The 21,872-nt window shown below is 68.7% G+C and carries 28 protein-coding genes, 1 pseudogene and 1 riboswitch; of the genes and pseudogenes, 17 read left to right on the plus strand and 12 right to left on the minus strand.

What is annotated here, in order from left to right; genetic code table 11:
- Position 1: 1 nt before the first annotated feature.
- From ACZ3HL_RS02065 to ACZ3HL_RS02115, 11 genes are all read left to right on the plus strand, one after another.
- Positions 2-877 (plus strand): phage distal tail protein, encoded by an 876-nt coding sequence (locus ACZ3HL_RS02065; RefSeq protein WP_465528212.1) that lies wholly within the window; start codon positions 2-4, stop codon positions 875-877.
- A gap of 11 nt (positions 878-888) precedes the next feature.
- The gene (locus tag ACZ3HL_RS02070; RefSeq protein WP_465528214.1) at positions 889-2,022 is read left to right on the plus strand and encodes a hypothetical protein; all 1,134 of its coding nucleotides are present in this window, start codon (positions 889-891) and stop codon (positions 2,020-2,022) included.
- A 16-nt stretch (positions 2,023-2,038) separates the two neighbouring features.
- Positions 2,039-2,275, plus strand: coding sequence for a hypothetical protein (locus ACZ3HL_RS02075; RefSeq protein ID WP_465528216.1), 237 nt, complete (start codon positions 2,039-2,041; stop codon positions 2,273-2,275).
- Between the two features lie 3 nt (positions 2,276-2,278).
- The gene (locus tag ACZ3HL_RS02080) at positions 2,279-3,436 is read left to right on the plus strand and encodes a hypothetical protein (RefSeq protein ID WP_465528218.1); all 1,158 of its coding nucleotides are present in this window, start codon (positions 2,279-2,281) and stop codon (positions 3,434-3,436) included.
- Positions 3,437-4,126: a hypothetical protein gene (locus ACZ3HL_RS02085; RefSeq protein WP_465528220.1), complete on the plus strand. Its 690-nt coding sequence runs from the start codon at positions 3,437-3,439 to the stop codon at positions 4,124-4,126.
- 19 nt (positions 4,127-4,145) lie between these two features.
- The gene (locus tag ACZ3HL_RS02090) at positions 4,146-4,538 is read left to right on the plus strand and encodes a hypothetical protein (RefSeq protein WP_465528222.1); all 393 of its coding nucleotides are present in this window, start codon (positions 4,146-4,148) and stop codon (positions 4,536-4,538) included.
- Positions 4,535-4,870, plus strand: coding sequence for a hypothetical protein (locus ACZ3HL_RS02095; protein WP_465528224.1), 336 nt, complete (start codon positions 4,535-4,537; stop codon positions 4,868-4,870). Before ACZ3HL_RS02090 ends, ACZ3HL_RS02095 begins: the two co-directional genes overlap by 4 nt.
- The gene (locus tag ACZ3HL_RS02100; protein WP_465528226.1) at positions 4,870-5,601 is read left to right on the plus strand and encodes a hypothetical protein; all 732 of its coding nucleotides are present in this window, start codon (positions 4,870-4,872) and stop codon (positions 5,599-5,601) included. Before ACZ3HL_RS02095 ends, ACZ3HL_RS02100 begins: the two co-directional genes overlap by 1 nt.
- A 39-nt stretch (positions 5,602-5,640) precedes the next feature.
- On the plus strand, positions 5,641-5,874 hold the full coding sequence (locus ACZ3HL_RS02105) for a hypothetical protein (protein ID WP_465528228.1): 234 nt from the start codon (positions 5,641-5,643) through the stop codon (positions 5,872-5,874).
- 212 nt (positions 5,875-6,086) lie between these two features.
- A complete protein-coding gene (locus ACZ3HL_RS02110) occupies positions 6,087-6,500 on the plus strand; it encodes a hypothetical protein (protein WP_465528230.1) in 414 nt (137 codons plus the stop codon).
- Positions 6,501-7,121: a DUF3558 domain-containing protein gene (locus ACZ3HL_RS02115; protein WP_465528232.1), complete on the plus strand. Its 621-nt coding sequence runs from the start codon at positions 6,501-6,503 to the stop codon at positions 7,119-7,121.
- A gap of 7 nt (positions 7,122-7,128) precedes the next feature.
- Here the strand turns inward: ACZ3HL_RS02115 and ACZ3HL_RS02120 are convergent, their stop codons facing one another.
- The 3 genes from ACZ3HL_RS02120 to ACZ3HL_RS02130 all read right to left on the minus strand — a co-directional run bounded on the left by ACZ3HL_RS02120 (position 7,129) and on the right by ACZ3HL_RS02130 (position 8,315).
- The gene (locus ACZ3HL_RS02120) at positions 7,129-7,455 is read right to left on the minus strand and encodes a helix-turn-helix domain-containing protein (protein ID WP_465528234.1); all 327 of its coding nucleotides are present in this window, start codon (positions 7,453-7,455) and stop codon (positions 7,129-7,131) included.
- Positions 7,456-7,633: 178 nt separating this feature from the next.
- Positions 7,634-7,876 carry a hypothetical protein gene (locus tag ACZ3HL_RS02125; RefSeq protein WP_465528236.1) on the minus strand — a complete coding sequence of 81 codons (243 nt, stop codon included), beginning with the start codon at positions 7,874-7,876 and terminating at the stop codon, positions 7,634-7,636.
- A 151-nt stretch (positions 7,877-8,027) separates the two neighbouring features.
- A complete protein-coding gene (locus ACZ3HL_RS02130) occupies positions 8,028-8,315 on the minus strand; it encodes a hypothetical protein (protein WP_465528238.1) in 288 nt (95 codons plus the stop codon).
- A 102-nt stretch (positions 8,316-8,417) separates the two neighbouring features.
- On the opposite strand from ACZ3HL_RS02130, the gene ACZ3HL_RS02135 reads away from it, so the two are divergent.
- Positions 8,418-9,179, plus strand: a complete 762-nt coding sequence (locus ACZ3HL_RS02135; RefSeq protein ID WP_465529085.1) for a GntR family transcriptional regulator — start codon at positions 8,418-8,420, stop codon at positions 9,177-9,179.
- Positions 9,180-9,233: 54 nt separating this feature from the next.
- On the opposite strand, the gene ACZ3HL_RS02140 is transcribed toward ACZ3HL_RS02135, so the two are convergent.
- The 6 genes from ACZ3HL_RS02140 to ACZ3HL_RS02165 form a co-directional block, all read right to left on the minus strand.
- Entirely contained in the window at positions 9,234-9,584 is a 351-nt protein-coding gene (locus ACZ3HL_RS02140; protein WP_465528240.1) for a hypothetical protein, read from the minus strand.
- Between the two features lie 188 nt (positions 9,585-9,772).
- Positions 9,773-11,638 carry an FtsK/SpoIIIE domain-containing protein gene (locus ACZ3HL_RS02145; RefSeq protein WP_465528242.1) on the minus strand — a complete coding sequence of 622 codons (1,866 nt, stop codon included), beginning with the start codon at positions 11,636-11,638 and terminating at the stop codon, positions 9,773-9,775.
- Positions 11,635-12,315, minus strand: coding sequence for a DUF2637 domain-containing protein (locus ACZ3HL_RS02150; protein ID WP_465528244.1), 681 nt, complete (start codon positions 12,313-12,315; stop codon positions 11,635-11,637). The genes ACZ3HL_RS02145 and ACZ3HL_RS02150 overlap by 4 nt, the downstream gene beginning before the upstream one ends.
- On the minus strand, positions 12,312-12,770 hold the full coding sequence (locus ACZ3HL_RS02155) for a hypothetical protein (RefSeq protein ID WP_465528246.1): 459 nt from the start codon (positions 12,768-12,770) through the stop codon (positions 12,312-12,314). The genes ACZ3HL_RS02150 and ACZ3HL_RS02155 overlap by 4 nt, the downstream gene beginning before the upstream one ends.
- A complete protein-coding gene (locus ACZ3HL_RS02160; protein ID WP_465528248.1) occupies positions 12,767-12,955 on the minus strand; it encodes a hypothetical protein in 189 nt (62 codons plus the stop codon). The genes ACZ3HL_RS02155 and ACZ3HL_RS02160 overlap by 4 nt, the downstream gene beginning before the upstream one ends.
- Positions 12,952-13,143 (minus strand): hypothetical protein, encoded by a 192-nt coding sequence (locus ACZ3HL_RS02165; RefSeq protein ID WP_465528250.1) that lies wholly within the window; start codon positions 13,141-13,143, stop codon positions 12,952-12,954. Before ACZ3HL_RS02165 ends, ACZ3HL_RS02160 begins: the two co-directional genes overlap by 4 nt.
- Positions 13,144-13,193: 50 nt before the next feature.
- On the opposite strand from ACZ3HL_RS02165, the pseudogene ACZ3HL_RS02170 reads away from it, so the two are divergent.
- Positions 13,194-14,801, plus strand: a pseudogene (locus ACZ3HL_RS02170) (ComEC/Rec2 family competence protein); the annotation flags it as partial.
- Between the two features lie 17 nt (positions 14,802-14,818).
- Here ACZ3HL_RS02170 and thrC read toward each other — a convergent pair.
- Positions 14,819-16,084 (minus strand): threonine synthase, encoded by a 1,266-nt coding sequence (thrC, locus tag ACZ3HL_RS02175; protein WP_465416364.1) that lies wholly within the window; start codon positions 16,082-16,084, stop codon positions 14,819-14,821.
- Positions 16,085-16,097: 13 nt separating this feature from the next.
- Positions 16,098-16,230: riboswitch (SAM riboswitch) on the minus strand.
- Positions 16,231-16,365: 135 nt separating this feature from the next.
- On the opposite strand from thrC, the gene holA reads away from it, so the two are divergent.
- Entirely contained in the window at positions 16,366-17,349 is a 984-nt protein-coding gene (gene holA / locus ACZ3HL_RS02180; protein WP_465416362.1) for a DNA polymerase III subunit delta, read from the plus strand.
- Positions 17,350-17,401: 52 nt separating this feature from the next.
- Here the strand turns inward: holA and rpsT are convergent, their stop codons facing one another.
- Positions 17,402-17,662: a 30S ribosomal protein S20 gene (gene rpsT / locus ACZ3HL_RS02185; protein ID WP_007034798.1), complete on the minus strand. Its 261-nt coding sequence runs from the start codon at positions 17,660-17,662 to the stop codon at positions 17,402-17,404.
- Positions 17,663-17,994: 332 nt separating this feature from the next.
- Here rpsT and ACZ3HL_RS02190 point away from each other — a divergent pair, with 332 nt between their 5' ends.
- Together ACZ3HL_RS02190 and ACZ3HL_RS02195 are read left to right on the plus strand one after the other, a co-directional pair.
- Positions 17,995-18,900 (plus strand): EamA family transporter, encoded by a 906-nt coding sequence (locus tag ACZ3HL_RS02190; RefSeq protein WP_465528252.1) that lies wholly within the window; start codon positions 17,995-17,997, stop codon positions 18,898-18,900.
- Between the two features lie 23 nt (positions 18,901-18,923).
- Positions 18,924-19,298 (plus strand): VOC family protein, encoded by a 375-nt coding sequence (locus ACZ3HL_RS02195; RefSeq protein WP_465528254.1) that lies wholly within the window; start codon positions 18,924-18,926, stop codon positions 19,296-19,298.
- Here the strand turns inward: ACZ3HL_RS02195 and ACZ3HL_RS02200 are convergent.
- Positions 19,295-19,882 carry a class I SAM-dependent methyltransferase gene (locus ACZ3HL_RS02200; RefSeq protein ID WP_465528256.1) on the minus strand — a complete coding sequence of 196 codons (588 nt, stop codon included), beginning with the start codon at positions 19,880-19,882 and terminating at the stop codon, positions 19,295-19,297. The two genes, ACZ3HL_RS02195 and ACZ3HL_RS02200, sit on opposite strands and share 4 nt — an antisense overlap.
- A 113-nt stretch (positions 19,883-19,995) precedes the next feature.
- On the opposite strand from ACZ3HL_RS02200, the gene lepA reads away from it, so the two are divergent.
- On the plus strand, positions 19,996-21,837 hold the full coding sequence (gene lepA / locus ACZ3HL_RS02205; protein ID WP_034316306.1) for a translation elongation factor 4: 1,842 nt from the start codon (positions 19,996-19,998) through the stop codon (positions 21,835-21,837).
- The last annotated feature ends 35 nt before the right edge of the window (positions 21,838-21,872 follow it).

Consider the following 21,872-nt stretch of genomic DNA (forward strand, 5'->3'; position numbering starts at 1 on the left):
AGTGCCTACCTCGGTGATCCTGCCGGTGTACTCGATCGGCGGCTGGTCGGCCAATGTGGACGACGACTTCGGCTGCCGGTGGGTGGTCACGGCGCAGACGTTCAACAGCGGCTCGGGTCGCAAGCTGCACGTGACGGAGCGGCCGTTCGGGATGGGCGCGTACCGCGCGCGCTCGTACTCGGCGGCCCGCTCCGACACGCTCCAGGGCTGGTGCCAGGCACCGGACTTCGCGGGAGCGGCAGCGGCACGGGACCGGTTGCTCGGCGTGTTCCCGGACGGCGCGCAACTCGCGCTCGTGAGGTCCGATGGGCTTTCGACACGGCAGCTGGTGGTCGAGCTGAACGCGGACGCGCCGAAGATCGACGGCTGGGCGGACGCGCAAGGTTTCGACTGGCAGCTGCCGCTCTACTCCGCTGATCCGCGCTGGCTCGACACAGCTGTGCAGACGGCCGGGCCTTTCACCGTCGGCGGCGCGGCGACCGACGGCCTCGACTGGGGCAGCGGCGGCCTGGATTGGGCGAACGGCGGCCTGGACTGGGGCAGCAGCGGGAACAGCGGCGTGCTGTCGCTGAGCAATCTCGGCACCGCACCGACGTGGCCGGTCTTCACCATCGTCGGGCCGCTGACTAACCCGACGTTCACCAACCCGGCCACGGGCGACGTCATCGCCTACACCGGCACCGTCGAGGCCGGTCAGACCCTGGTGATCGACACGAATCCGTTCACCCGCTCGGTCGCGCTCAACGGCGTCGACCGCTTCGGATTCCTCGCCTCCGCACAGTGGATCGAGATCCCGCCCGGCGGGCAGGTGACCGTCCAGTTCTCCGGTACCGGCGCGGGAACCGTCACCGCCACCTGGCAGTACGCCTACAACTGAGAGGGGGCCCGATGCCCACCAACGCGGCAGCGACCGGCTTCTGGTCCGCGATGCCTGGCGGCTCGCGCGCCAACAACGCCCGCCAGGGCCGTGCCCTGCTCCAGGGCATCTACCAGAACAACGACGCGACCCCGATGAACGGCACGCGCTCCGGCGTCATACCCACCACCGGGCTTACGGTGATGTCGGACCTGCTGGTGTTCAACGTGTCTGGGCTCTCCATGAGTGTGGCGCCGGGGACGGCGGTCGCGCACCGCAACGGGCAGGGGCCGTACGAGGGATGGCTGACGGCCACGGCATCCGTGACGTGTGATCCGGCGCCCGCCACGAACCCGCGCAACGACATCGTCGTGATGCGCTGGTACGACTCGGCTCTGGGCGACACGTCGCCGGATGGGAACCCGTGCCGTATCGAGATCATCACCGGCACGCCGGGTGCGGTGCCGGTCGACCCGATCACGGTGAACAGCCTCGGCGTGTACACCAGCTTCCCCACGACGGGCGGTGGGATCGGTATTCCGCTCGCACGGGCGCAGGTGTCCACCGGCGGCGTCATCACGCTCACCGATATCCGCCGCTCGGCCGGGATTCCCGGCGCGGTCAGGGTGCTGATGCCCGGCGACTCCGACACCAACGGGCGAGTCGGCGAGACCCGCTACAACCCGGCCACCGACACGTTCGAGGTGCGTGATAGCGCGGGGAACTGGCGCAAGATTCGGTTCGGATCCGACGTCGGCGGCGAGTGGCGAGCATCCGCGTCACAGTCGCTACCAGTCGGTGTGACCAAGCTGCAGTTCCCGACCCAGACTGTGGCGCCTAACGGAATCACGTTCAACGGCACGGATATGTGGACCACGCAGACCGACGGGATCTACGGATTTCATTGCAACCTCCGCAAGTCGATAGCCATCACTGGCGGCGACACGATCCACATCACCGGTCCCGCCTATTCGGACGGAACGCTTCTGCTGCCCGGAAACTCGCTGGGGTCGGGGTACGGCGACGTCTCCAACTCCGGCTCCATGTTCCTGGCGGCGGGTACGCAGATCTGTGCTTGGTACTACAACGGCAACGGAGCAGGCAGCACGTTGTATTCGACCAGGCCGCCGAAGATGCGCATTTGGAAGCAGCAGGCTGCTGCGTGACGATCGGAGCGAACACATGAGCTGGGTTCCCGTGGTCCCGAAGACTCGCTTTCTGGAGTGGACTGGCAGCAACTTGGCCGAGTGGCAGGAACGCTGGCCCAATGCGGAAATCGTCCAGGGCAACAAACTGTTCTACGGTCCCTCGATCGTCATCGAGGTGGGCGACGGAATGGTCGAAGGGGGCGGGATCTCCATTATGTGGATTTCCGCCGCCGACCTCGCCGCGCAGTTCGACGTCGTGGCCGAGGAGTAGGCCGTGGCCGCCGCCGAGCGCGTGTACACCGCGCTGGCCTACGACACGGTCACCGGCCGCGTCCTGTTCGAACTGGACCTGACCACCCAGCCGGAATGGTCGGCCCGGATCAACGACGTCGGCGGCTGGAAGATCACCGTGCCACTGCACGGCCAGGACCGCGCGGCGAAAGTCCGGGAGTGGTGTGTGCCGTGGAGGTTCTCCGTCGCGATCGTGCGCGGGCGCGGCGTCCCGACTGACACGGTGTGCCAGGCCGGACCGATCGTCCCGTACGCTCCGGACGACGACAAGCCTGTGCATACGGTGTCCGGCAAGGGTTTCTGGGAACTGTTGAATCGCCGGGTCTTGCACAACAAGGCGTGGAACCCGAGCGCGAAGCGAATCACGGATGCCTCGGCCGACCTGACGATCAACGACAGCCTGCCGAACATCGCTCGGGGCATCGCCGACCACGCCACGTCGATGACGTACCGGGCGGGCTCGGCGTTGCCACTGGACCTGCCGACACCGACGGCAGTCGGCACGAACACCCGCACCTTCCACGGCTACGAGATGCCGTTCGCCGGTCAGCGGCTCCAGGAACTCACGCAGGTCGACGGCGGCCCGGACGTCCTGTTCGAGCCGTACTTGACGGTGATCGGCGGGCTCCGCTACATCCGGCATCGGATGCTGGTCGGGAACCCGTACCTCGTGCAGCCGGGTGTGCCGTTGCTGTTCGACTACCGGTCGAACCTGGTGAAGCTCACCATCGCCGGTGACGGCTCGAACCAGGCCAATACCTCGTTCGTCAAGGGCGCCGGGAACGAGGCCGGTCAGCTCTACGGCTACGCCACCGACACGTCGCTGACGTCGGCGGGCTGGCCGATGCTGGACATGGTCGACACCGGTCACACCTCGGCGTCCGAACAGGCCACATTGGACGGATGGGCCAGTGCCGATGTCACGCTGTACAACTCGCAGCCTGAGCAGTGGCAGGCCACCGTGCTCGCCGACGCCGAACCGCGGCTGGGCTCGTACCTGCCCGGCCACTTCGCCGACTACAGCGTGAAAGACCACCACTGGCTGCGCAACGGCAAGTACTCCTACCGCATCCTCGGCGTCTCGAACGCCCCGGAGCGAGACAAGGTGCTGCACCAGCTCCAAGCGGTCAGGGGGTCCTGAGTGGTCGCCAACCAGCCGATCGAGCGCCCGCAGTCGCTGGACTACCTGATCAACCAGCTCCGAGACCTCCAGCAGACCGTGAACGAGCTGACCCGGCAGTCGAAGTTCCCGTTCGTCGTCTCGCATGGCGGGGTCATCGACTTCGCCGTCGTGCCGCGTGAGGACTCCGACAGCGCGGTGGTGCAGGTGTTCGACGGCACCGGAAAGCTCGTGCTCGGCTCGGACGCCGACGTCGGGTACGGGCTGGCGCAGCCGTTCATCCAGGTCCCGATGTACCCGACGAACCCGGGCCTGATCTTCAACAGCGGTGGGTCGTTCGCCTCCTACTACACGGGCCAGGCGCAGCAGCTCAACAGCTGCTTTCTCGCGCAGTGGCGCATGAACAACAGCTGGGGCGGCGTCGGTGCGGCGTCGGTGGTCGAGAGCTACGTGAAGATCACCGACTCGGTCACCGCCTGGACCTGGCAGAGCCCGACCGTCACTTCCCCGGCCTCCACGACGACCGCACCGGGCGTGCTGACCACGTGCGGCCCGTACGCCGTGCAGGTGCCCGACACCTCGATCGGCAACACCGTCGGCGTCGAGATCTTCTCCCGGCTGGTGTCCGGCGGCGCCAGCTCGGCCGTCGCCGTCACGCCCGTCTCGATGCTCGGCACGTCGAAGGCGTTCGCGTCGCCCTGGCTCACCTGAATCTGAAAGGGGGTGACTCGTGATCACGAGTACCCGAAATCCGTTCGAGACGCTGATCGTCGCGGCGTTCGGCCTGTACTGCGCGGTGGCCCTGTCGATGTTCGACAAGGTCGCCACCACGACCTTGCGCGGCTACCCGCCGCCGTTCGGGCACGTGTTCCTCGCCATCGGGCTCGTCACGTGCTCGGTGGCACTGACCGGCATCATCCGCGCCGCCACCGTGCGCGGCGTGCTGCTCGAACGCGCCGGGCTCACCGGATTGGCCGGCGTCGGCTTCGCCTACGCGTGCTGGGGCATCGGCACCACCGGCGTCCGGGCGCTGGCGTTCTGCCTGTTCCTGCTCGCGATGGCCATCGCCGCGGCCTGGAGGGCGTGGCAGATCTCGCTCGCCAGAAAGGCGGCGCTGCGATGACCGATGTGTGGACGTGGCTCGGCGGTTCCGGCGGCGCGCTCGCGGTCGCGAAGGCCGTCTTCGACCTCGTGAAGAGCCGGGCGGACGCCCGGAAAGTCAACGCCGACAGCGCGGCTGTGCTCATCCAGACAGCCGCCGAGTCCAATAAGGACCTGGGCGAAGACCTGAAGGAGGTCCGGACCGAACTTCGCGAGGTCCGCGCCACGCAGCGCCGTCACGACGACGTGCTGCGTGTGCACCACCGCTGGGACGAACAGGTCGTGGACCAGCTTCGTCAGCTCGGCGGCTCGATTGCCGACCCGCCGCCGCTCTATCTGCCGGAGGTCCCCTGATGTCCTGGTATATGGCGAAGTCCCTCGACGTGCTGCTGGGGCAGCTGAACGCGAAGGCGCCGAAGCGGAGCAAGGTCTCCGATGGCGGGATCGGGGACGCCGCGCACTCGGCCCGGCTGTCCGACCACAACCCGACCGCGTCCGGGCAGGTGTGCGCCCGGGACTTCACCAACGACCCGGCTGGCGGACTTTCGGGTCAGTGGCTCGCCGACACGTTGGTGGCCAGCCGGGACCCTCGGATCAAGTACGTGATCTTCAACCACCGGATCATCGACAGCCGCGCAGGCAACAACCCGTGGAAGTGGATGCCGTACTCCGGGACCAACGCGCACGAGCACCACGTTCACGTCTCGGTGTTCGCCGGGGCGCTGGGCGACAACACCGCGCCGTGGAACCTCGGCGCTGGGACCAACGGCGGAGGCGGCAGTGCCCCCGGCCGGACGAACACGGAGGACCTGATGGCTCAGGGAGTGAAGGGAACCGGGCAGATCTCGATTCCGGTCAACGGCATGCGGTCGCTGTTCTGCCTGATCGGTGGCAAGGGGGCCGTCGTGAAGGGCCGTATCTACTACATCGGCGACACGCCGTCCGGCCAGGGCGGGAACTACGTCGGCGACCGGGACGTGCAGTTCGACGCGGACCGCCCGGGACCGGTACCGCTGCCTGCGGGCGTGCGCGGAGCGACGTTCTTCTACACCGCCTCCGCCGACTTCAGCGCCTGGGCGGCGTAGATGGCAACCACCGAGCCAACCAGTGAAGGGAGCCCGCCCATGAGCGAGCAGGAGTATCATCCCAGCGCCCAGTTCAACCCCGCTCACCCGGATAACGCCGCGTGGGCGAACGGACCGAAGCCGCCCGACATGCCTGCCGAGGCTGGAATCGTCGAGCAGTTCAGGGGCGACGAGGTCGCCTTGGCGAACGCCCCTGCCGAGGCCGAGATCGTCGCGGCGCACACCGTTGCCGAGGACGACGGCGGCAAGCCGAAGACGTCCCGCAAGCGCTGATCGAGCACGAGGCCCCACTCTCCGCACCGGAGAGTGGGGCCTTTTCTGCGTCTTCGGCGGTTGAGAAATCGACGACTTCGCTGAGTAGCCCACTAGTCGCTGAACGATGCCCTATGCTCGGCCGTCGAGGGCCGATCGAGATGAACATTAGGGGAGGGGTTCCGCGATGGCGGGAGTTTCGAGGTGGCGTCTTTCGGGCAGAGGGGGAACTCGTGCCTGAGGGGCCGCCTGCCTACGAACCCGGGCCTGACCTGGGTGTGTCCGGTTTCTTCCGCCCCTCTGGTGGTTCGTACGGTGAGCCCGTTCCGGAGGGCGCTGGGTTCAAGTACGACGAAGCCACGCTGCACGAACTCGTCAAGGAATGGCGAGAGCTTGCCAAGGAATACAGGCGAGACCTTGCTGACGCGGAACACATCGCCAAGGCTCAGCCGCCGGGCGCCGAGTACGCGAGCGGCGACAACGCCCAGCTCGTCCGGTCGTCCGGCGAAGCGCTCGTTACAGCGCTCAACGAGCGGGCCGCCTACTGCGACAGTATGGCCGACAAGTACGTAGCCGCGCTCGGCAAGTACGCGACCGCCGAAGAGCGGGCCACCGAGGACATCAACCAGCAGTCGAAGGGTATCTAGGTGACGCGACGCACGATCGTTGTTCTCGGCGCGGCGGCGCTGGTGCTGTCCGCCTGCTCCACCCCGAAGGACGGGACCCCGACCCCAACTGGTGGTGCCACCAGCCCGGTGCCGTCGAGTTCGGCCGGCCAGAATCCCGGGCCTGATGTTCCCAAGGTCGGCGAACCGGTCGATCTGGCCAAGTTCCGGGCGGCGCCCTGCGATGCACTCACCAGCACGCAAGCTCAAGATCTCATCGGGCCCAAAGTCGAAGCCACGCCGCGGAACGAGTCGGCAGGGCCTGCGTGCGAGTGGTCTACCCCGGGTACTTCGCGCCCCACAGTCAATGTGATCTTCGGCAAGGGGCCTGACGGGGGCACGGCCGCCGTCTACGCAGCCAAGGGCAAGGCTTACAAGCTCGTCGAACCGCTCGAACCGATCGAGGGCTACCCCGTGACCGCGTATGGCGTGATCGACAGGCGTGCCGAGGGCGGGTGCAATGTCGCGCTGGGCACCAGCGACACGGAATCCATCACTGTCACGGCGGAGCAGTCCGAGGGCAACATCGGCAAGAAGGACCCGTGCGACGCCGCGCGCCTGGCCGCGATCAGCGTGCTGGCCACGCTTCGGGCGGCGAAGTAGCGGAGGCCTAAGCGAGCCGACGGCCTTTCCGCCGGGGCGTGACTCCCGCCGCGATCAGCTTCCGCCGCATCATGCTGTACGTGAAGCCGAAGCTGGTGGCGACCTCGGGGATGGTCATCCCGCGTTCGTAGGCGATCACCATGCTCCGCGACGCCGGTACGACTGGTGACAGCCCGTTCTTGCGTAGCGTCGTGCCCGCCGCCAGCAGCAGCGCCCGCGCCCGGTGATAGGTGAGGCCATGGCGAGCCTTGAGGTTGGCGATCGTCGCCCCGTCCTCGTATTCACGCCGGAGTGTCGTGCCCAGATCGTCCACCGCGATGTCGTTGTTCCGCATTGTCATCCTGTCGTTGGTGCGGGGACACGAGGCCCCGGCGGGTTGCTGCCTCGCCGGGACCTCGCTCCCCATACGGGCCCGCTCGCCAGGAGCCCTCACCGCGCCTGTCGTCAGGACGCGGTGTGGTCTTGGAACCCGGTCGACGCACGAGCGAGGGGCAGGCACGTCGACCGGGGGATCAGGTGCGCCGCGCGCCCGGCGGTGAAGCGATGTTGTGGCTTCGCCGGTAGGCCGTGTCGCATTCCCAGCACGTCTTGAGCGCGCCGGGGCGTAGCGCGGCGGGCTTGTACTCGATGTCGTCGGTCTCGCCACAGAGGGTCGTCAAGGTCCCGTCGGCGAAGCTGATCATGGCGACCCGGTGCCAGGCATCGTCGAGGACCGGTTGAAGCCGAGCCTGATCGAGGTACAGGACGACGCTCATGGCCAGTACCCGCAGACGGGCACGCGGACTTCGGTTCCATCGTCGTAGGTCTCGACCCTGATCCATGACGGTTCGTTGCCACACGGGCATTTCTCGTCCGGCAACGGCCGAGCATTGCGAGTCCTGACAACGGCCGGAGGGTTCTCGGTCTTCATGACGGCCGCCCCTGCCGCATCTCGTGACGCTCATGGACGCACGGCGGGCAGAGCTGATGCTTGGAGTGCCGCGCGACCGGGTGTCTGTCGACCTTTCGCCGTAAGTGCTGAGCGGGCAGGAGTTTCCCCCGCTGGCACCACGGAGTCAGGTGGACGAAGCCGGGGTCGGCAAGCTCGCGCTTGAGGTAGTCGTGGACCAAACCGTCGTCGGTGTAGTAGCGCTGCGCGTAGTCGGCTTCGGTGACGTGGTTCAAGCCCGCCGCTTCGGTGACGTTCGTCCCCATGGCTACATCCTCGCCGTTACTCGTCATGACGTCTTGACCACTTAAAGGTGACATGTGCCGGGCAACTGGTCAAGACGAGTTGGCGAGTGGAGAATGCTTGCCATGATGGATCGCACGAGTGGAGTGCCAGCGTTCCGGCAAGTCGCGACCGATCTTCGGAAGAAGATCCACGCCGGTGAGTACCCACCTGGCGCCAAGCTTCCGAGTGAACGCGAGTTGATCGATACCTACGGCGTATCTCGGCCGACCGTCCGCGAAGCGGTCAACCTGCTTCGCTCCGAAGGCGTGGTCAACGTCGAGCACGGGCGCGGCGTGTTCGTCCGGCCGCCGTCGAACATCCAGCGTCTGGCACGGTCGCGGTTGTCGCGTGCCGCCCGCGAACGCAACGAAGGCGCCTTCCTGGCGGAGGCCGCAGCGAAGGGCTTCGCCGCGTCGAGCAACGTCAAGGTCCGTTTCGAGCGCGCCGATGAGCGAGCGGCCGAGTTTCTCCGGGTGGACGTCGGAACCGAACTGACCGTGAGAGATCGGGTGATGCGGGCCGATGGGCTGGTTGCTCAGCTCGCGGTGTCGCGCCTTCCTCGCGAGCTGACGCGCGGCACCCTGATCGAGAAGGTCAACACCGGCGAAGGCGGCGCCTATGCACGGCTGGAAGAGGCCGGTCACATCATCGGCACTTTCGCCGAACACGTTGGTGCGCGAATGCCGAAGCCCGACGAGGTGACGCTTCTCCAGCTACCGGGTGGCGTGCCGGTCATAACGATCACCCGCGTCGCCTACAGCACAGACGACAGGCCGTTGGAGATGAACGACATCGTCCTTCCGGCGAACCTGTACGAGCTGACGTACGAGTGGCCTGCCGAGTGAGCAGCCCGTGAAGAAGCCCCCGGCACACATGTGCCGGGGGCTTCCTTTTGTTGATCAGTCCAGGTCGTCGAGCGCGTCCTCGATCGCTTCCACGAGCGCCTCGATCCTCGGGAGATCCGCCTTCGAGAACCAGAAGGCGTTGGTCGGAGCCTTCGACGACATCGCGGGCATGATGCTGGGCAGGTCGGGCGATTCCCCGGACAGGCGGAACGTGAGCATGCCGCCGGGTTCCAGCCTGGACGGTCGCTGGACCTCGATGGCCTGGATCTTGCGCAGCCGGAACCGGTGTACCAGCTCGGCCCGGGAGACCCAGCTTCCGGTGACGATCGTGATCGTCACCGCCTTGCCGTCGAACTTGATGCTCCGGTACTTGCCCGAGATCTCGTGCACCGCTGTGTCCGTCACGTCGTCGCTCCTCGTCCTCAAACCTGGTCATTAGCTCGGTCAGACTGGGCCAGCCGTTACAGATTCGGCCGTTCACCTGCGATTTCGCGCTACGTTCTGTGATCTCCGAACGCTCACCGAGCGCTCAACGCTCGCCCTCGCCTGCGTGTATGGGGTTGAGCGTGAGCGTTGAGCGCTCCGTGAGCTGATCACTCAGCGTTGACCCACTTCCCCCGGCCCTCACGCCGCGCCCGGCCCTCGGCCTCCAGCTCGGCGAGCAGCCGCCGCATCGTCGACTCGGCGAAACCGGTGGCTTCGCGCAGCTGGGCGGGGCTCACCGGGTCCGCGCTGAGCAGCCCGGCGACCTGGTCGTGCTTGCTGGCCACCCGCTGCACCGGCACCGACGGCACCGCCTGCGGCGCCACCTCCGGGCGCTCGATCCGTTCAGCCTCCGCGTGCACCAGCTCACCGTCGGCGCCGAGTAGCCGCGCCGCCGACCCGCTGTCCAGTAGCCGGGCGCCGGACAGCCCCGCGAGGAACCGCGCCCGCTCCGCCGGGGTCACGAAGAACCCCTTCGACTGGCGCGGCGCGTCGTGCTCCTGGTCGTGCAGGAGGAACACGCCGGTCGGCAGCCCCACCGACGTGTAGCCCCGGCCGCGCAGCTCGCCCCACGACGTCTTCGACTGCTGGGAGTCCAGCCGGAACCCGGCCATGCCGAGCTGGGCGCGCAGCTCCGTCGACCCCATGTCAGTCTTGGTCGAGTTCTGGGCGGCCAGTACCAGCGTCGTCTTCGTCTTCCTCGCCCGCTTCGCGATCCGGCCCACCAGCTTCACCACCTGCTCGCCGCCCTCGGCGACCAGGTCGGGGAACTCCTCCAGGATCGCCACGAGCCATGGCATCTCCGGCGAGACTTCCAGGACGTCCGGCCCCGCCCCGCCGGCCGCGCGCTTCCCCTCGGCCAGCAGCCCTTCGCGGTACTGCACGACCTGCTCCAGGCCAACCAGCAGCCGCACGGCGTCCTCGGTGGTCGTGGCCAGCGGCGCCGCCAGTGCGGATTCCCAGGCGCCGAGCGTGGCACCGGCCGCCATGTCCGCCCCGATGACGGCGGCGTCCACACTGGACAGCAGCCACACCAGCAGCGACTCCAGGAACGCCGACTTCCCCGAGCCGTTCTGTCCGACCACGGCCAGGTGCCGCAGCTGGAACAGCTGATCCCGGCCGTCGTCGAGCACGCCCATCGGCAGCAGCGACGACTCGGCCAGCGAGTGCGGGCGAGGGCTCGCGATCAGCGGGTGCTCGATCCGTGCCTGCCACGGGTCGCGCGGCAGGATGCGCACCGCCACCTGCCGTTCGGTGCGGCCGGGGGAGATGGTGACCGCGCCCTTGCGCAGGTTGAAGACCGAGCCGACCGCCGGTGCCCTGTACGCGACGTCCTCGATCGTCTTGCCCGAGGCCAGCTTCACCGAGAGCACGGTGCCGCCCTTCGTCCCGGCGATGGACTCCACGCCGGTCGGCAGCACCTTCGACCCCCGGAACGCCAAGACGTCCTCGGTGACGACCGGCCAGCGGCGGGCGAACCGGTTACCGCGGCCAGTACGGCGGATGCGGCGGTGCCACCACCAGGGCGCGGCCAAGAACAGGAACAGCAGCCCGCCCACCTGCCAGACACCCGTCGTCCCCGCCCCTCGCGCGCCGAGGATCGCCACCCAGCCGCCGCTGACCGCGAGCATCACAGCCAGGTACGCCCGTTCGATCTCCCGGTCGAGCACGCCCTTGCGTCCCTCGTCGAAACCGTCCGGCACGAAGAACGCCAGGACCCGCTGAACGGGCTGAGCGAGCCGGGCGCCCCACACCTGGACCGTGACGCCAGCCGCCGGGCCGCCGATGGCGGGCACCAGCCACCAGGCGCCCGGCACCAGGAACAGCACCAGCCCGGCGATGGTGAGCCCGGCGGCGACCCAGACGGGCACCAGGGCGGCCCGGTGGTGCCAGGCGCGCCGCACCAGCCAGCTGGCGAACCACCTGGCGGCTTTCCCGATCAGTGACCGCCGCCTGGTGCGATACCGGCGGCTCACCGGGCGTCCTGGCGAACGACCGCCAGCCTGGCGGGCGGCGCCTGGCGCAGCTCGGCGAGCACCTGGCGGACCTCGTGCTCGCTGGCGCCGAGCTGGCGAGCGATCGCGGCACGGCCGGGCGGGCGCTGGCCCGCCGCCTCCGCTTCGGCCAGCACGTCGGCGACCCGCGCATCCAGCGGCGACACGTCCTGGTGAGCGTTCTCGCTGGTCACCAGGTATTCGCCAGACTCCTGGTGATCGTCACCAGCGTCCTGGTGCGGCTCCTGGTGGGCTGGTGACTCCTCTCCAGGTGTCTCGGCCGGGCTGGCGTCGACCTGGCGGACGAGCGACATCACCAGCTCGAAGGCGAGCGCGAACGCCAGCGGCGGCCACGCGGCCACCAGGCGGCTCGCCAGATCCGGACCGGCCGCCGCCACGTTCGCCACCAGCGACACCAGGATGCCGATCACGACCGCCAGCCACGCCAGCCACGGCGCCCGGCCGCCCTCGCGGCGGGCGCGCAGGATCGCCAGGCTGGCGACCACCAGGAGACCGTCGACAGACAGCGGGCTGAGCCAGGACAGCCAGTCCTCGCCGTGCTTCGCCGCCAGCGTCCGCATGTGCGTGTACGAGGCGACGGCGGCAACGAGCGCCACCAGGCCGCCGAAAGCGATGCCGCTCGTGCGATACCCGTTCACGCGGACCTCACCCGGCAGGCGAGCGTGTGCGTGTTCTCCAGCGGCACCGGCTCGGACTGCGCGATGACCCGCCCGTCGAAGGTGACCGTGCAGCTGGCCGAGTCGTCGCCGATCGGCGCGGCCACATACACGACGAGGTCGAGCTGACCGGACGACTTCGCCGTCCCGAACCGCGCTTCGTCGCGTCCGGCCGCCGGGAGATCGATCGGACCGGTGTCACCGAAGACCTCGCCCAGCACCCGGAACTGGGTGCCGGGCGCGCCGGTGATCGTGATGACGACCTCGTTCCGGGGTGCGGGTGACGGCGCGGTGACGCTCGAAACGACCGTCGGCGGCGGAGTGGCAAGGCTGGGCACGGTGAGCGCGCTGGACGCCCACAGGGCCAGCAGTGCCAGGGCGACGATGAGGGCGACGAGCCCGAGCAGGGCGGCCAGCACGGCCGCTGCCCGCTTCACCGCGCACTCCACGCGGCGTCGATGCTCTCCGGCGTCGGCCCGGCGTGCAGCGCCTTGTTCACGCGGCCCGCCAACCGCATCGCCGCGTCCCGCACATCCGCGTCGGCCGCAGGCTTGACGCCCCGGCGGAGGTCGAGCAGGTACCGCAGAACCCGACTCGTGTCGTTCGCCTCGGTGATGTTCATCGGGCGTCACCCGCCCGGTCGGCGAACGCGAGCACGGCGCGGCCGATGAGCCAGCCGACGCCGATGCCCACGACGATGCCGCCGAGGACGGCGAGCGCGGGCAGTACTCCGAGGAAGACCAGCACGATCACCACGGCGGCGCTGACCAGCAGCGTTACCGGCAGACCGAGCCTCATGAACCCTGACATTCAAGCTCCCGGGGGTCGGGGTTCGTCAGGTCGCATGTGCCTGACGAACATTGTCAGGCGGGAACGTGGCGATCGTCTGCGGCTCGATCCTTCTCCTGCTGAGGGTGCTCCGGGTCGGGCCGCGGACCTCCGCCGCCGCGGCCGCCGCGGGGCTCGCCGGGTTCGTGGTCCTTGCCGGGCCCGCGCCCAGCGTGCTCCGCGCCGGGGTGATGGGGGCGGTCGGGCTGCTGGCGCTGGCACTGGGGCGCCGGGGTTCGGCGCTGCCCGCGCTGGCGTTCGCGGTGGCCGGGCTCGTCGTGGCCGACCCCGCGATGGCCGCCGACTTCGGGTTTGCGCTTTCGGTGCTGGCCACGGCCGGTCTGGTACTGCTGGCGCCGAGGTGGGCGGAATGGCTGGTCGGACGCGGCGTTCCGGCCGGCTACGCCGAGGGGCTGGCCATCCCGCTGGCCGCGTTCGTGGTGACGACGCCGGTCATCGCGGGCATGGCGGGATCGGTCAGTCTCGTCTCGGTGGTGACCAACGTGCTCGCCGCGCCGGTGGTCGCCCCGGCCACCGTGTTCGGTGTGCTCGCCACCGTCGTCGGCCCGTGGTGGCCGTCGGCGGGAAGGTTGCTGGTCCGCCTGACCGAACCCGAGGCGAGCTGGCTCATCACCGTGGCCCGCCACGGCGCCCGTGCGCCGGGAGCGGTCCTGGACTGGCCCGATGGCTGGTGGGGCGGGCTGCTGGCGGCCGGATTACTCGTCATCCTGCTCGTCGCCATCCGGCTGCGGCACGCCAGGATCCTCCTGGCGGTCGCGTTGGCCGCCGGGCTGCTCGTCTTCGTGCCGGTGCGAGTGCTTGCTCCGGCGTGGCCACCGGCGTCGTGGAGTGCCGTCGCCTGCGACGTCGGGCAGGGTGATGCCGTCGTCCTCGCCACGGGCGAGCAAGGGAGGGCGGTCCTGGTCGACACCGGGCCGGAACCGGGACCGGTCGACGAATGCCTGAGCAGGCTGGGCGTCGACCGGGTGCCGTTGATCGTGCTGAGTCATCTGCACGCCGACCACATCGGCGGTCTCGAATCCGTCTTCGAGGGCAGGTCGGTCGGGGCGGTCGCCGTCGGCCCCGGCCGGGCTCCCGCGTGGGCGTGGCAGCAGGTCGCGGACGAGACCGCGCGCCGCGGGATTCCCCTGCTGGAGCTGGAGATCGGACAACGGCTGGACTGGCCGCGGCTGTCGCTGGACGTACTGGGGCCGCGGTATGTCACCAGCCGATCGGTCCGTGAACAGGACGGAACGGTGATCAACAACGGTTCCGTCGTCCTGCGCGCCGGGACCCCGGCGGGCCGGGTGCTGCTGACGGGCGATGTCGAGCTTGCGGCGCAGGCCGACCTGATGACCGAGGGCGCGGAACTCCGTGCCGAGATCCTGAAGGTCCCCCACCACGGAAGCCGTTACACGGCACCGGATTTCCTCAACGCCGTCGCGCCGCGGGTGGCGTTGGTGAGCGTTGGCGCCGGAAACACCTACGGGCATCCGAACAAGTCCACTTTGGACAACTTGGTGGCCGTGGGTGCGTCGGTCGCGAGGACGGACACGGACGGCGACACCGCTGTCATCGCCGACGCGCGAGGTCTCGCCCTGGTACGCCGGGGTGAGCCCCGCGGCCCGCCTCGTTCTTGAGGCGGGCCGCGGGGAGCTCAGATGCCCAGAGCTTCGCGGACCGCGTCGGCCGAGGCGCTGACGGTGGCCTTCGGGCCGATCTTGTCCTCGACGGCGTCGAGGGTCTTGAGGCCGTCGCCGGTGATCAGCAGGACGATCTCCTCGTCCGGGTTGAGCTTGCCGGTCTCGATGAGCTTCTTGGCCGTCGCGACGGTGACGCCGCCGGCGGTCTCGGTGAAGATGCCCTCGGTGCGGGCGAGCAGCCGGATGCCCTCGACGACCTCTTCGTCGGTGACGTCTTCGATTGCGCCACCGGTGCGGTTGACCACGTCGAGGACGTAGGGGCCGTCGGCCGGGTTCCCGATCGCCAGCGACCGGGCGATCGTGTCCGGTTTGACCGGCTGGACGACGTCGTGCCCGGCGCGGAAGGCCGCCGAGACGGGGGAGCAGCCGGTGGCCTGCGCGCCGAACACCTTGTACGGCGTCTCCTCGACGAGGCCGAGCTGCCCGAACTCGCGGAAACCCTTGTCCACCTTGGTGAGCTGGGAACCGGAGGCGATCGGCACCACGATCTGGGAGGGAAGCCGCCAGCCGAGCTGTTCGGCGACCTCGAAGGCCAGCGTTTTGGAGCCTTCCGAGTAGTAGGGCCGGACGTTCACGTTGACGAACGCCCAGCTCTCCTGCTCGGCGGCGAGCTGGGTGGCGAGCCGGTTCACGTCGTCGTAGTTGCCGTCGACCGCGATCAGGTCACCGTCGTACACGGCGGTGGTGAGGATCTTGGCGCGTTCCAGGGTCTTCGGGATCAGCACGACCGACCGCCAGCCGGCGCGGGCCGCCGCGGCGGCGACGGCGTTGGCCAGGTTGCCGGTCGAGGGACAGGCGAGCACGTCGAACCCGAACTCGCGCGCGGCCGCCAAGGCGACGGCGACCACGCGGTCCTTGAAGGAGTGCGTGGGGTTGCCGGTGTCGTCCTTGACCCAGACCTTCTTGACACCCAAGGCTTTCGCGAGCCTGTCAGCCTGGATGAGCCGGGTGGCGCCGGGTTCGGTGTTGGGAATCTCTTCGACGTTCGAGGGAACGGGAAGGAGTTTCTTGTAGCGCCAGATGTTCTTCGGCCCGGCTTCGATGTCCTCGCGGCGCACGCGGCCGAAGTCGTAGGCGACTTCGAGCGGCGAGAAGTCCTCGGCGGAAACGAATTCTGGAGCGAGCGGCTGCCGGTGTCCCTCTTCCTTCGACACCAGTTCGACGGCCGGTCCGAGATCCGGGGTCTTGGTGGTGGAGGTCGTGCCGAGGGTTGCGGTCATCGCGAGGTTCCTTTCCTCATCTGCCCCGCCATGGCGGGCCGGAATTGGCACCGTGTTCGTCAGCTATCCCGCGATCGCGGAATGACAGGCTGACGCCGGTTGCCGGGGCTTCATCGGGCCGTTCCCTCTGCCCCTCTGGATGAGCGGTATTCGATTGTCGGCACGCGTGTGATCGCGTCGCCTCGCCAACACCGTACGACATGAGGCTCAGGTGGGGCCACCGTGCCCGCAACACATCACCGGACAAAGCACACGAGAGGAGGAGTGGCAGGATCGTCATCGTGACGACGCAAGCTTCCGCCCCATCGCCGCTGGTCCTGGTTCTCGGTGAGGAAGAGCTGCTGATCGAACGCGCGGTCCGCAGCGCTTCGGACGCGGCCAAAGCGGCTGATCCGACGGCGGATCTCACCCGGATCCGGGTGTCGGACCTCACAGTCCCGGCGCTCGCGGAGATGGTCAGCCCCTCCCTGTTCGCCGAAGGGAGGGTGATCGTCCTCGAGTCCGCGCACGACATCTCGCAGGAGCTCGCCGACGGGGTGATGGCCTACGTCAAGGCCCCCGCCGACGGCATCGTGCTCGTCGTCGTGCACAGCGGAGGTGGCCGGAGCAAGGCCGCGAAGGGGCTCCCCGCCGCCTTGAAGAAGGCCGGTGCGGAGGTCGTCGAATGCCCGAAACTGACCAAGGCCGCTGAGCGGGAGTCTTTTGTCCGCAACGAGGTCCGCCGCGTCGGCGGGAAGATCGACGGTGCGGCCGTGCTCGCGCTGATCGACGCGGTCGGCTCGGATCTGCGTGAACTGTCGTCGGCCGCGACCCAGCTGGTCGCGGACGCCGGCGGAGTGGTCGACGAGCAGGCGGTCCGGCGCTATCACCGGGGCCGTGCGGACGTGAACGGGTTCGCCGTGGCGGAGAAGGCCGTCGCCGGGGACAAGGCGGCGGCACTGGAGTCGCTGCGCTGGGCGATGCAGCTGGGCGTCCCGCACGTGCTGGTGGCGGACGCCCTAGCCGACGCAGTCCGCACGATCGCGCGGGTGTCCGGTGCTGGTCGAGGCAACCCGAACCAGATGGCGGGTGAGCTGGGGATGCCGCCCTGGAAGGTGCGCAAGGCGCAGGGGCAGGCCCGCGGCTGGGGCCAGGACGGGCTCGCCACCGCGATGCGGGTGGTCGCCCGGCTCAACGCCGAGGTCAAGGGGGTCGCGGCCAACCCCGAGTACGCGTTGGAGCGTGCCGTCCTGGAGGTCGTCGACGCCCACGGCACAAGCCGCTGAACACGGCGAAGGGCCCCGGTGACTGGCGTCACCGGGGCCCTTCGAAAGCCGATCAGAGAGAGTTCGCGCGCTTCGCCAGCGCGGACTTCTTGTTGGCGGCCTGGTTGGCGTGGAGAACGCCCTTGGTCACGGCCTTGTCCAGCTTCTTGGCCGCGTCCTTCTGCAGCTCCAGGGCCTTGGCCTTGTCGCCGGCGTCGGCGGCCTCGCGGAACTTGCGGATCGCGGTCTTCACCGAGGACCGGATCGCCTGGTTGCGCTGACGCGCCTTCTCGTTGGTGGTGATGCGCTTGATCTGCGACTTGATGTTGGCCACGGGGGCGCTCCTCTTGAATCTCTCGGTGGTTTCATCGCCGCGCTGTGACCGGCCCTGCGTGCTCGTGGGAGCGCGCGGGTTTCCTCCATGACGGAATGCCACACGACGGTGAGAGGCAAGCTTAACAGCCGTCCGGGGATGGCTCGCGGCCACCTCGGGGCGGGGGCTTGAGGTACGGTGCGAAGCGTAGTGCCTAGGGTTCCGCCGCCTGCCCGCTCAGGAAAGCACACAATCAGGGCAGACGGGACAGGTCCGAGCGGCACCATCGGCGGGGCCGGAAGCGCCGCCGTTCATCTGACGGGACAAAAGCCTGGAGGACCGGTGTTTTCCGCATGCGCGGAAAACGTGAAAGGTCCGCCGTGAACGCCACCGCCCTGTCCTTCGTCCTCATCGCCGCCGTCATCCACGCGGGCTGGAACCTCGCGGCCAAGCGGATCCGTCGTGGCGGAGCCCGGTTCGTCTGGGCTTACTACAGTCTCTCCGCCGTCCTGCTCGTCCCCGTCATGGCCGTCTCGCTGACCGTGGAGCCGCAACGTCCACAGTGGACATGGTTGTTCGCCGCGGTGGTCACGGCGGTGTTCCACGTCACCTACGGGATCGTCCTCCAGCGGGGCTACGCCGTCGGCGACCTTTCCGTCGTCTATCCCGTCGCCCGCGGTACCGGACCGCTGCTCTCGGTGCTCGCGGCCGTCGTGTTGCTCGGCGAGCGGCCGGGCGTGCTCGGCCTGGTGGGCGCGTTCCTCGTCGTAGCCGGGGTGCTGGTGATCGGCTCCGGGCGGGCGCCGGCGCATGCCGATGCCGCCGATCGTGCCGCCCGCCGCAAAGGCCTGGTCTACGGACTGCTGACCGGGCTCACGATCGCCGCCTACACCCTGTGGGACGCGCATTCGGTCACGGGCCTCGGGGTCCCGCCGATCGTCTACTTCGGAACCGGCGCGATCGTGCAAAGCCTCCTGATGACGCCATACGCGCTGAAGGACCGCGACGAGGTCTCGTGGCTCTGGCGAGAACACAAGCGTGAGGTGCTGATCGTCGGCGCGCTCTCGCCGGTCGCCTACCTGCTGGTGCTCTATGCCCTCCAGATCGCTCCGGTGAGTCTCGTCGCACCAGCGAGGGAGCTGAGCATCGTCCTGGGTGGGCTTGCCGCCTGGCTGGTCCTGGGGGAGGCGAACGCCGTCCGCAGGCTGGCCGGCTCGGTGGTGGTGCTGGCGGGGATCACCGCGATTGCGATGGCCTGAACCCATCCGGTAGGGATTGAGCCATGGACGTGCTGAGCAGCAGGGTGCTGATCCACCCGAAGGACCTCGACGTGTCGACGGCGTTCTATCGGGACACCCTGGGCCTGGCCATCGACAAGGAGTTCCCTGGCGGGACGGTGTTCTTCGCCGGGAACGGCTCGATCGAGATCGTCGGTACCGGGAAGACCGGCCCGACCCCTGACGTCGCCTTGTGGCTCCAGGTCCGGGACCTGGCGGCGGCGCTCGAGGAACTCGTGGAGAAGGGTTTGGAGCCCGTCCGCGGGGCACAGCGCGAACCCTGGGGTCTGGACGAAGCGTGGATCGCCGACCCGGACGGCACCAGGATCGTGCTGGTCGAGGTGCCGCGTGAGCATCCGTTGCGCACGGATCCGCGTTAGTCCAGCGGCTTGATCGCGCGCAGCTGAGCGGCGAGTGAGGCGCCGAAGCCCGGCGGTTCCCAGGTCCAGGTCTGCAGGTCGGTGAAGCCGGCGGCGGCCACTTCGTCGGCCAGTTCGTGCCGGGACACCGGCAGCCACTTCTCGTGCGAAGACAGCAGCAGTCTTCCGCCGGGACGCAGCACGCGGAACAGCTCGGCGAAACCGGCCGCCCGGTCCTCCCACAACTGCACGTTGTTGACGCTCAGGACCACGTCGACGCTCTCGTCCGGCTGGCCGGTGGCGTCCGCGGTGCCGTGCCGCAGCTCCACCTCGTCGCCGCAGCGGCGGCGCGAGCGGGCGAGCATCTCCAGGGAGGGGTCGACGCCGATCGCGCGGCCCGCGCGTTCGGCCGTGGCCTCAAGGCCGACGCCCGGGCCAGGGCCCACGACCAGGGCGGTTTCGCCCGACTCGATCGACGCCAGCTCGACGACGCGAAGCTCGGTGGCGGCGTTGCCGTGCGCCATCGCCCGGCCGCCGAACCGGCCGAGCAGTCCCCGGGGATGGCCGAACGTTCGGTCGAGTATCTGGGACAGTGAAGTGCTCATACTTCGAGGGCACCACAGCTCATCACGGGCCGCATCGGGGATGACCCCCACTCGCACCCGGAGCGGCATGGGAGCATAGAGATGGCACACCCCGACCTTCGCGAGGAAACCCGTTGACGACGTTCGCCGACACGACCTTCACGCCCCCGGAGCTCATCCGGAACTTCTGCATCATCGCGCATATCGACCACGGCAAGTCGACCCTGGCCGACCGGATGCTGCAGCTCACCGGCGTGGTCGAGGAACGGGCCATGCGAGCTCAGTACCTCGATCGAATGGACATCGAGCGGGAGCGCGGCATCACCATCAAGGCGCAGAACGTGCGCCTGCCCTGGAAGGTCGACGGGCAGGACCACGTCCTGCACATGATCGACACCCCGGGCCACGTCGACTTCACCTACGAGGTCTCCCGCGCCCTCGAGGCGTGTGAAGGCGCCGTCCTGCTGGTCGACGCCGCGCAGGGGATCGAGGCGCAGACGCTCGCCAACCTGTACCTCGCGCTGGAGAACAACCTCCAGATCATCCCGGTGCTCAACAAGATCGACCTGCCGTCGGCGGATCCGGACAAGTACGCCGCCGAGATCGCGCACATCATCGGCTGCGAACCCTCGGACGTGCTGCGCGTGTCCGCGAAGACCGGTGTCGGCGTCGGTGACCTGCTCGACGCGGTGGTGAAGCAGGTGCCCGCGCCGCAGGGTGACGCCGACGCCCCGGCACGGGCGATGATCTTCGACTCGGTGTACGACACCTACCGGGGCGTCGTGACCTACATCAGGGTCGTCGACGGCAAGATCACGCCGCGCGAGCGGATCAAGATGATGTCCACCGGCGCCACCCACGAACTCCTCGAGGTCGGGATCATCTCGCCGGAGCCCAAGGCCAGCAAGGGGCTGGGCGTCGGTGAGGTGGGCTACCTCATCACCGGGGTGAAGGACGTCCGGCAGTCGAAGGTCGGTGACACCGTCACCTCCGAACGCCAGGGCGCGAAGGAGCCGCTCGCCGGTTACCGCGAGCCGAAGCCGATGGTCTACTCAGGCCTGTACCCGGTGGACGGCTCGGACTACCCCGACCTGCGCGAGGCCTTGGACAAGCTTCAGCTCAACGACGCCGCGCTGGACTACGAGCCCGAGACGTCGGTGGCGCTCGGCTTCGGCTTCCGCTGCGGCTTCCTCGGCCTGCTGCACCTGGAGATCACCCGCGACCGGCTGGAGCGCGAGTTCGGTCTCGACCTGATCTCCACCGCGCCGAACGTGGTCTACGACGTGGTGCTGGACGACGGCAAGGAGATCCACGTCACCAACCCGTCGGACTGGCCGACCGGGAACAAGATCGACAAGGTGCTCGAACCGGTCAGCAAGGTGAGCATCCTGGCGCCGTCGGAGTTCATCGGCACGATCATGGAGCTGTGCCAGAACAAGCGCGGCACACTGCTCGGCATGGACTATCTGTCCGAGGACAGGGTCGAACTTCGGTACAACCTGCCGCTGGGTGAGATCATCTTCGACTTCTTCGACACGCTGAAGTCGCGGACGCGTGGTTACGCGTCGCTGGACTACGAAGAGGCCGGTGCGCAGGCGGCGGACCTGGTCAAGGTGGACATCCTGCTCCAGGGCGAGGGTGTCGACGCGTTCTCCGCGATCGTGCACAAGGACGACGCCTACAACTACGGCAACCGCATGGTGAACCGGCTGCGCGAGCTGATCCCGCGGCAGAACTTCGAGGTGCCGATCCAGGCCGCCATCGGCGCCCGCATCATCGCCCGCGAGACCATTCGCGCGATTCGCAAGGACGTGCTCGCGAAGTGCTACGGCGGTGACATCTCGCGTAAGCGCAAGCTGCTGGAAAAGCAGAAGGAAGGCAAGAAGCGGATGAAGACCGTCGGCCGGGTCGAGGTCCCGCAGGAAGCCTTCGTCGCCGCGTTGTCCACAGAGGACTCAGGCAAGAAGAAGCAGTAACGGCAGGAAAGGCCGCCCGGATCACGATCCGGGCG

The sequence above is a fragment of the Amycolatopsis sp. NPDC000009 genome (assembly GCF_055563465.1).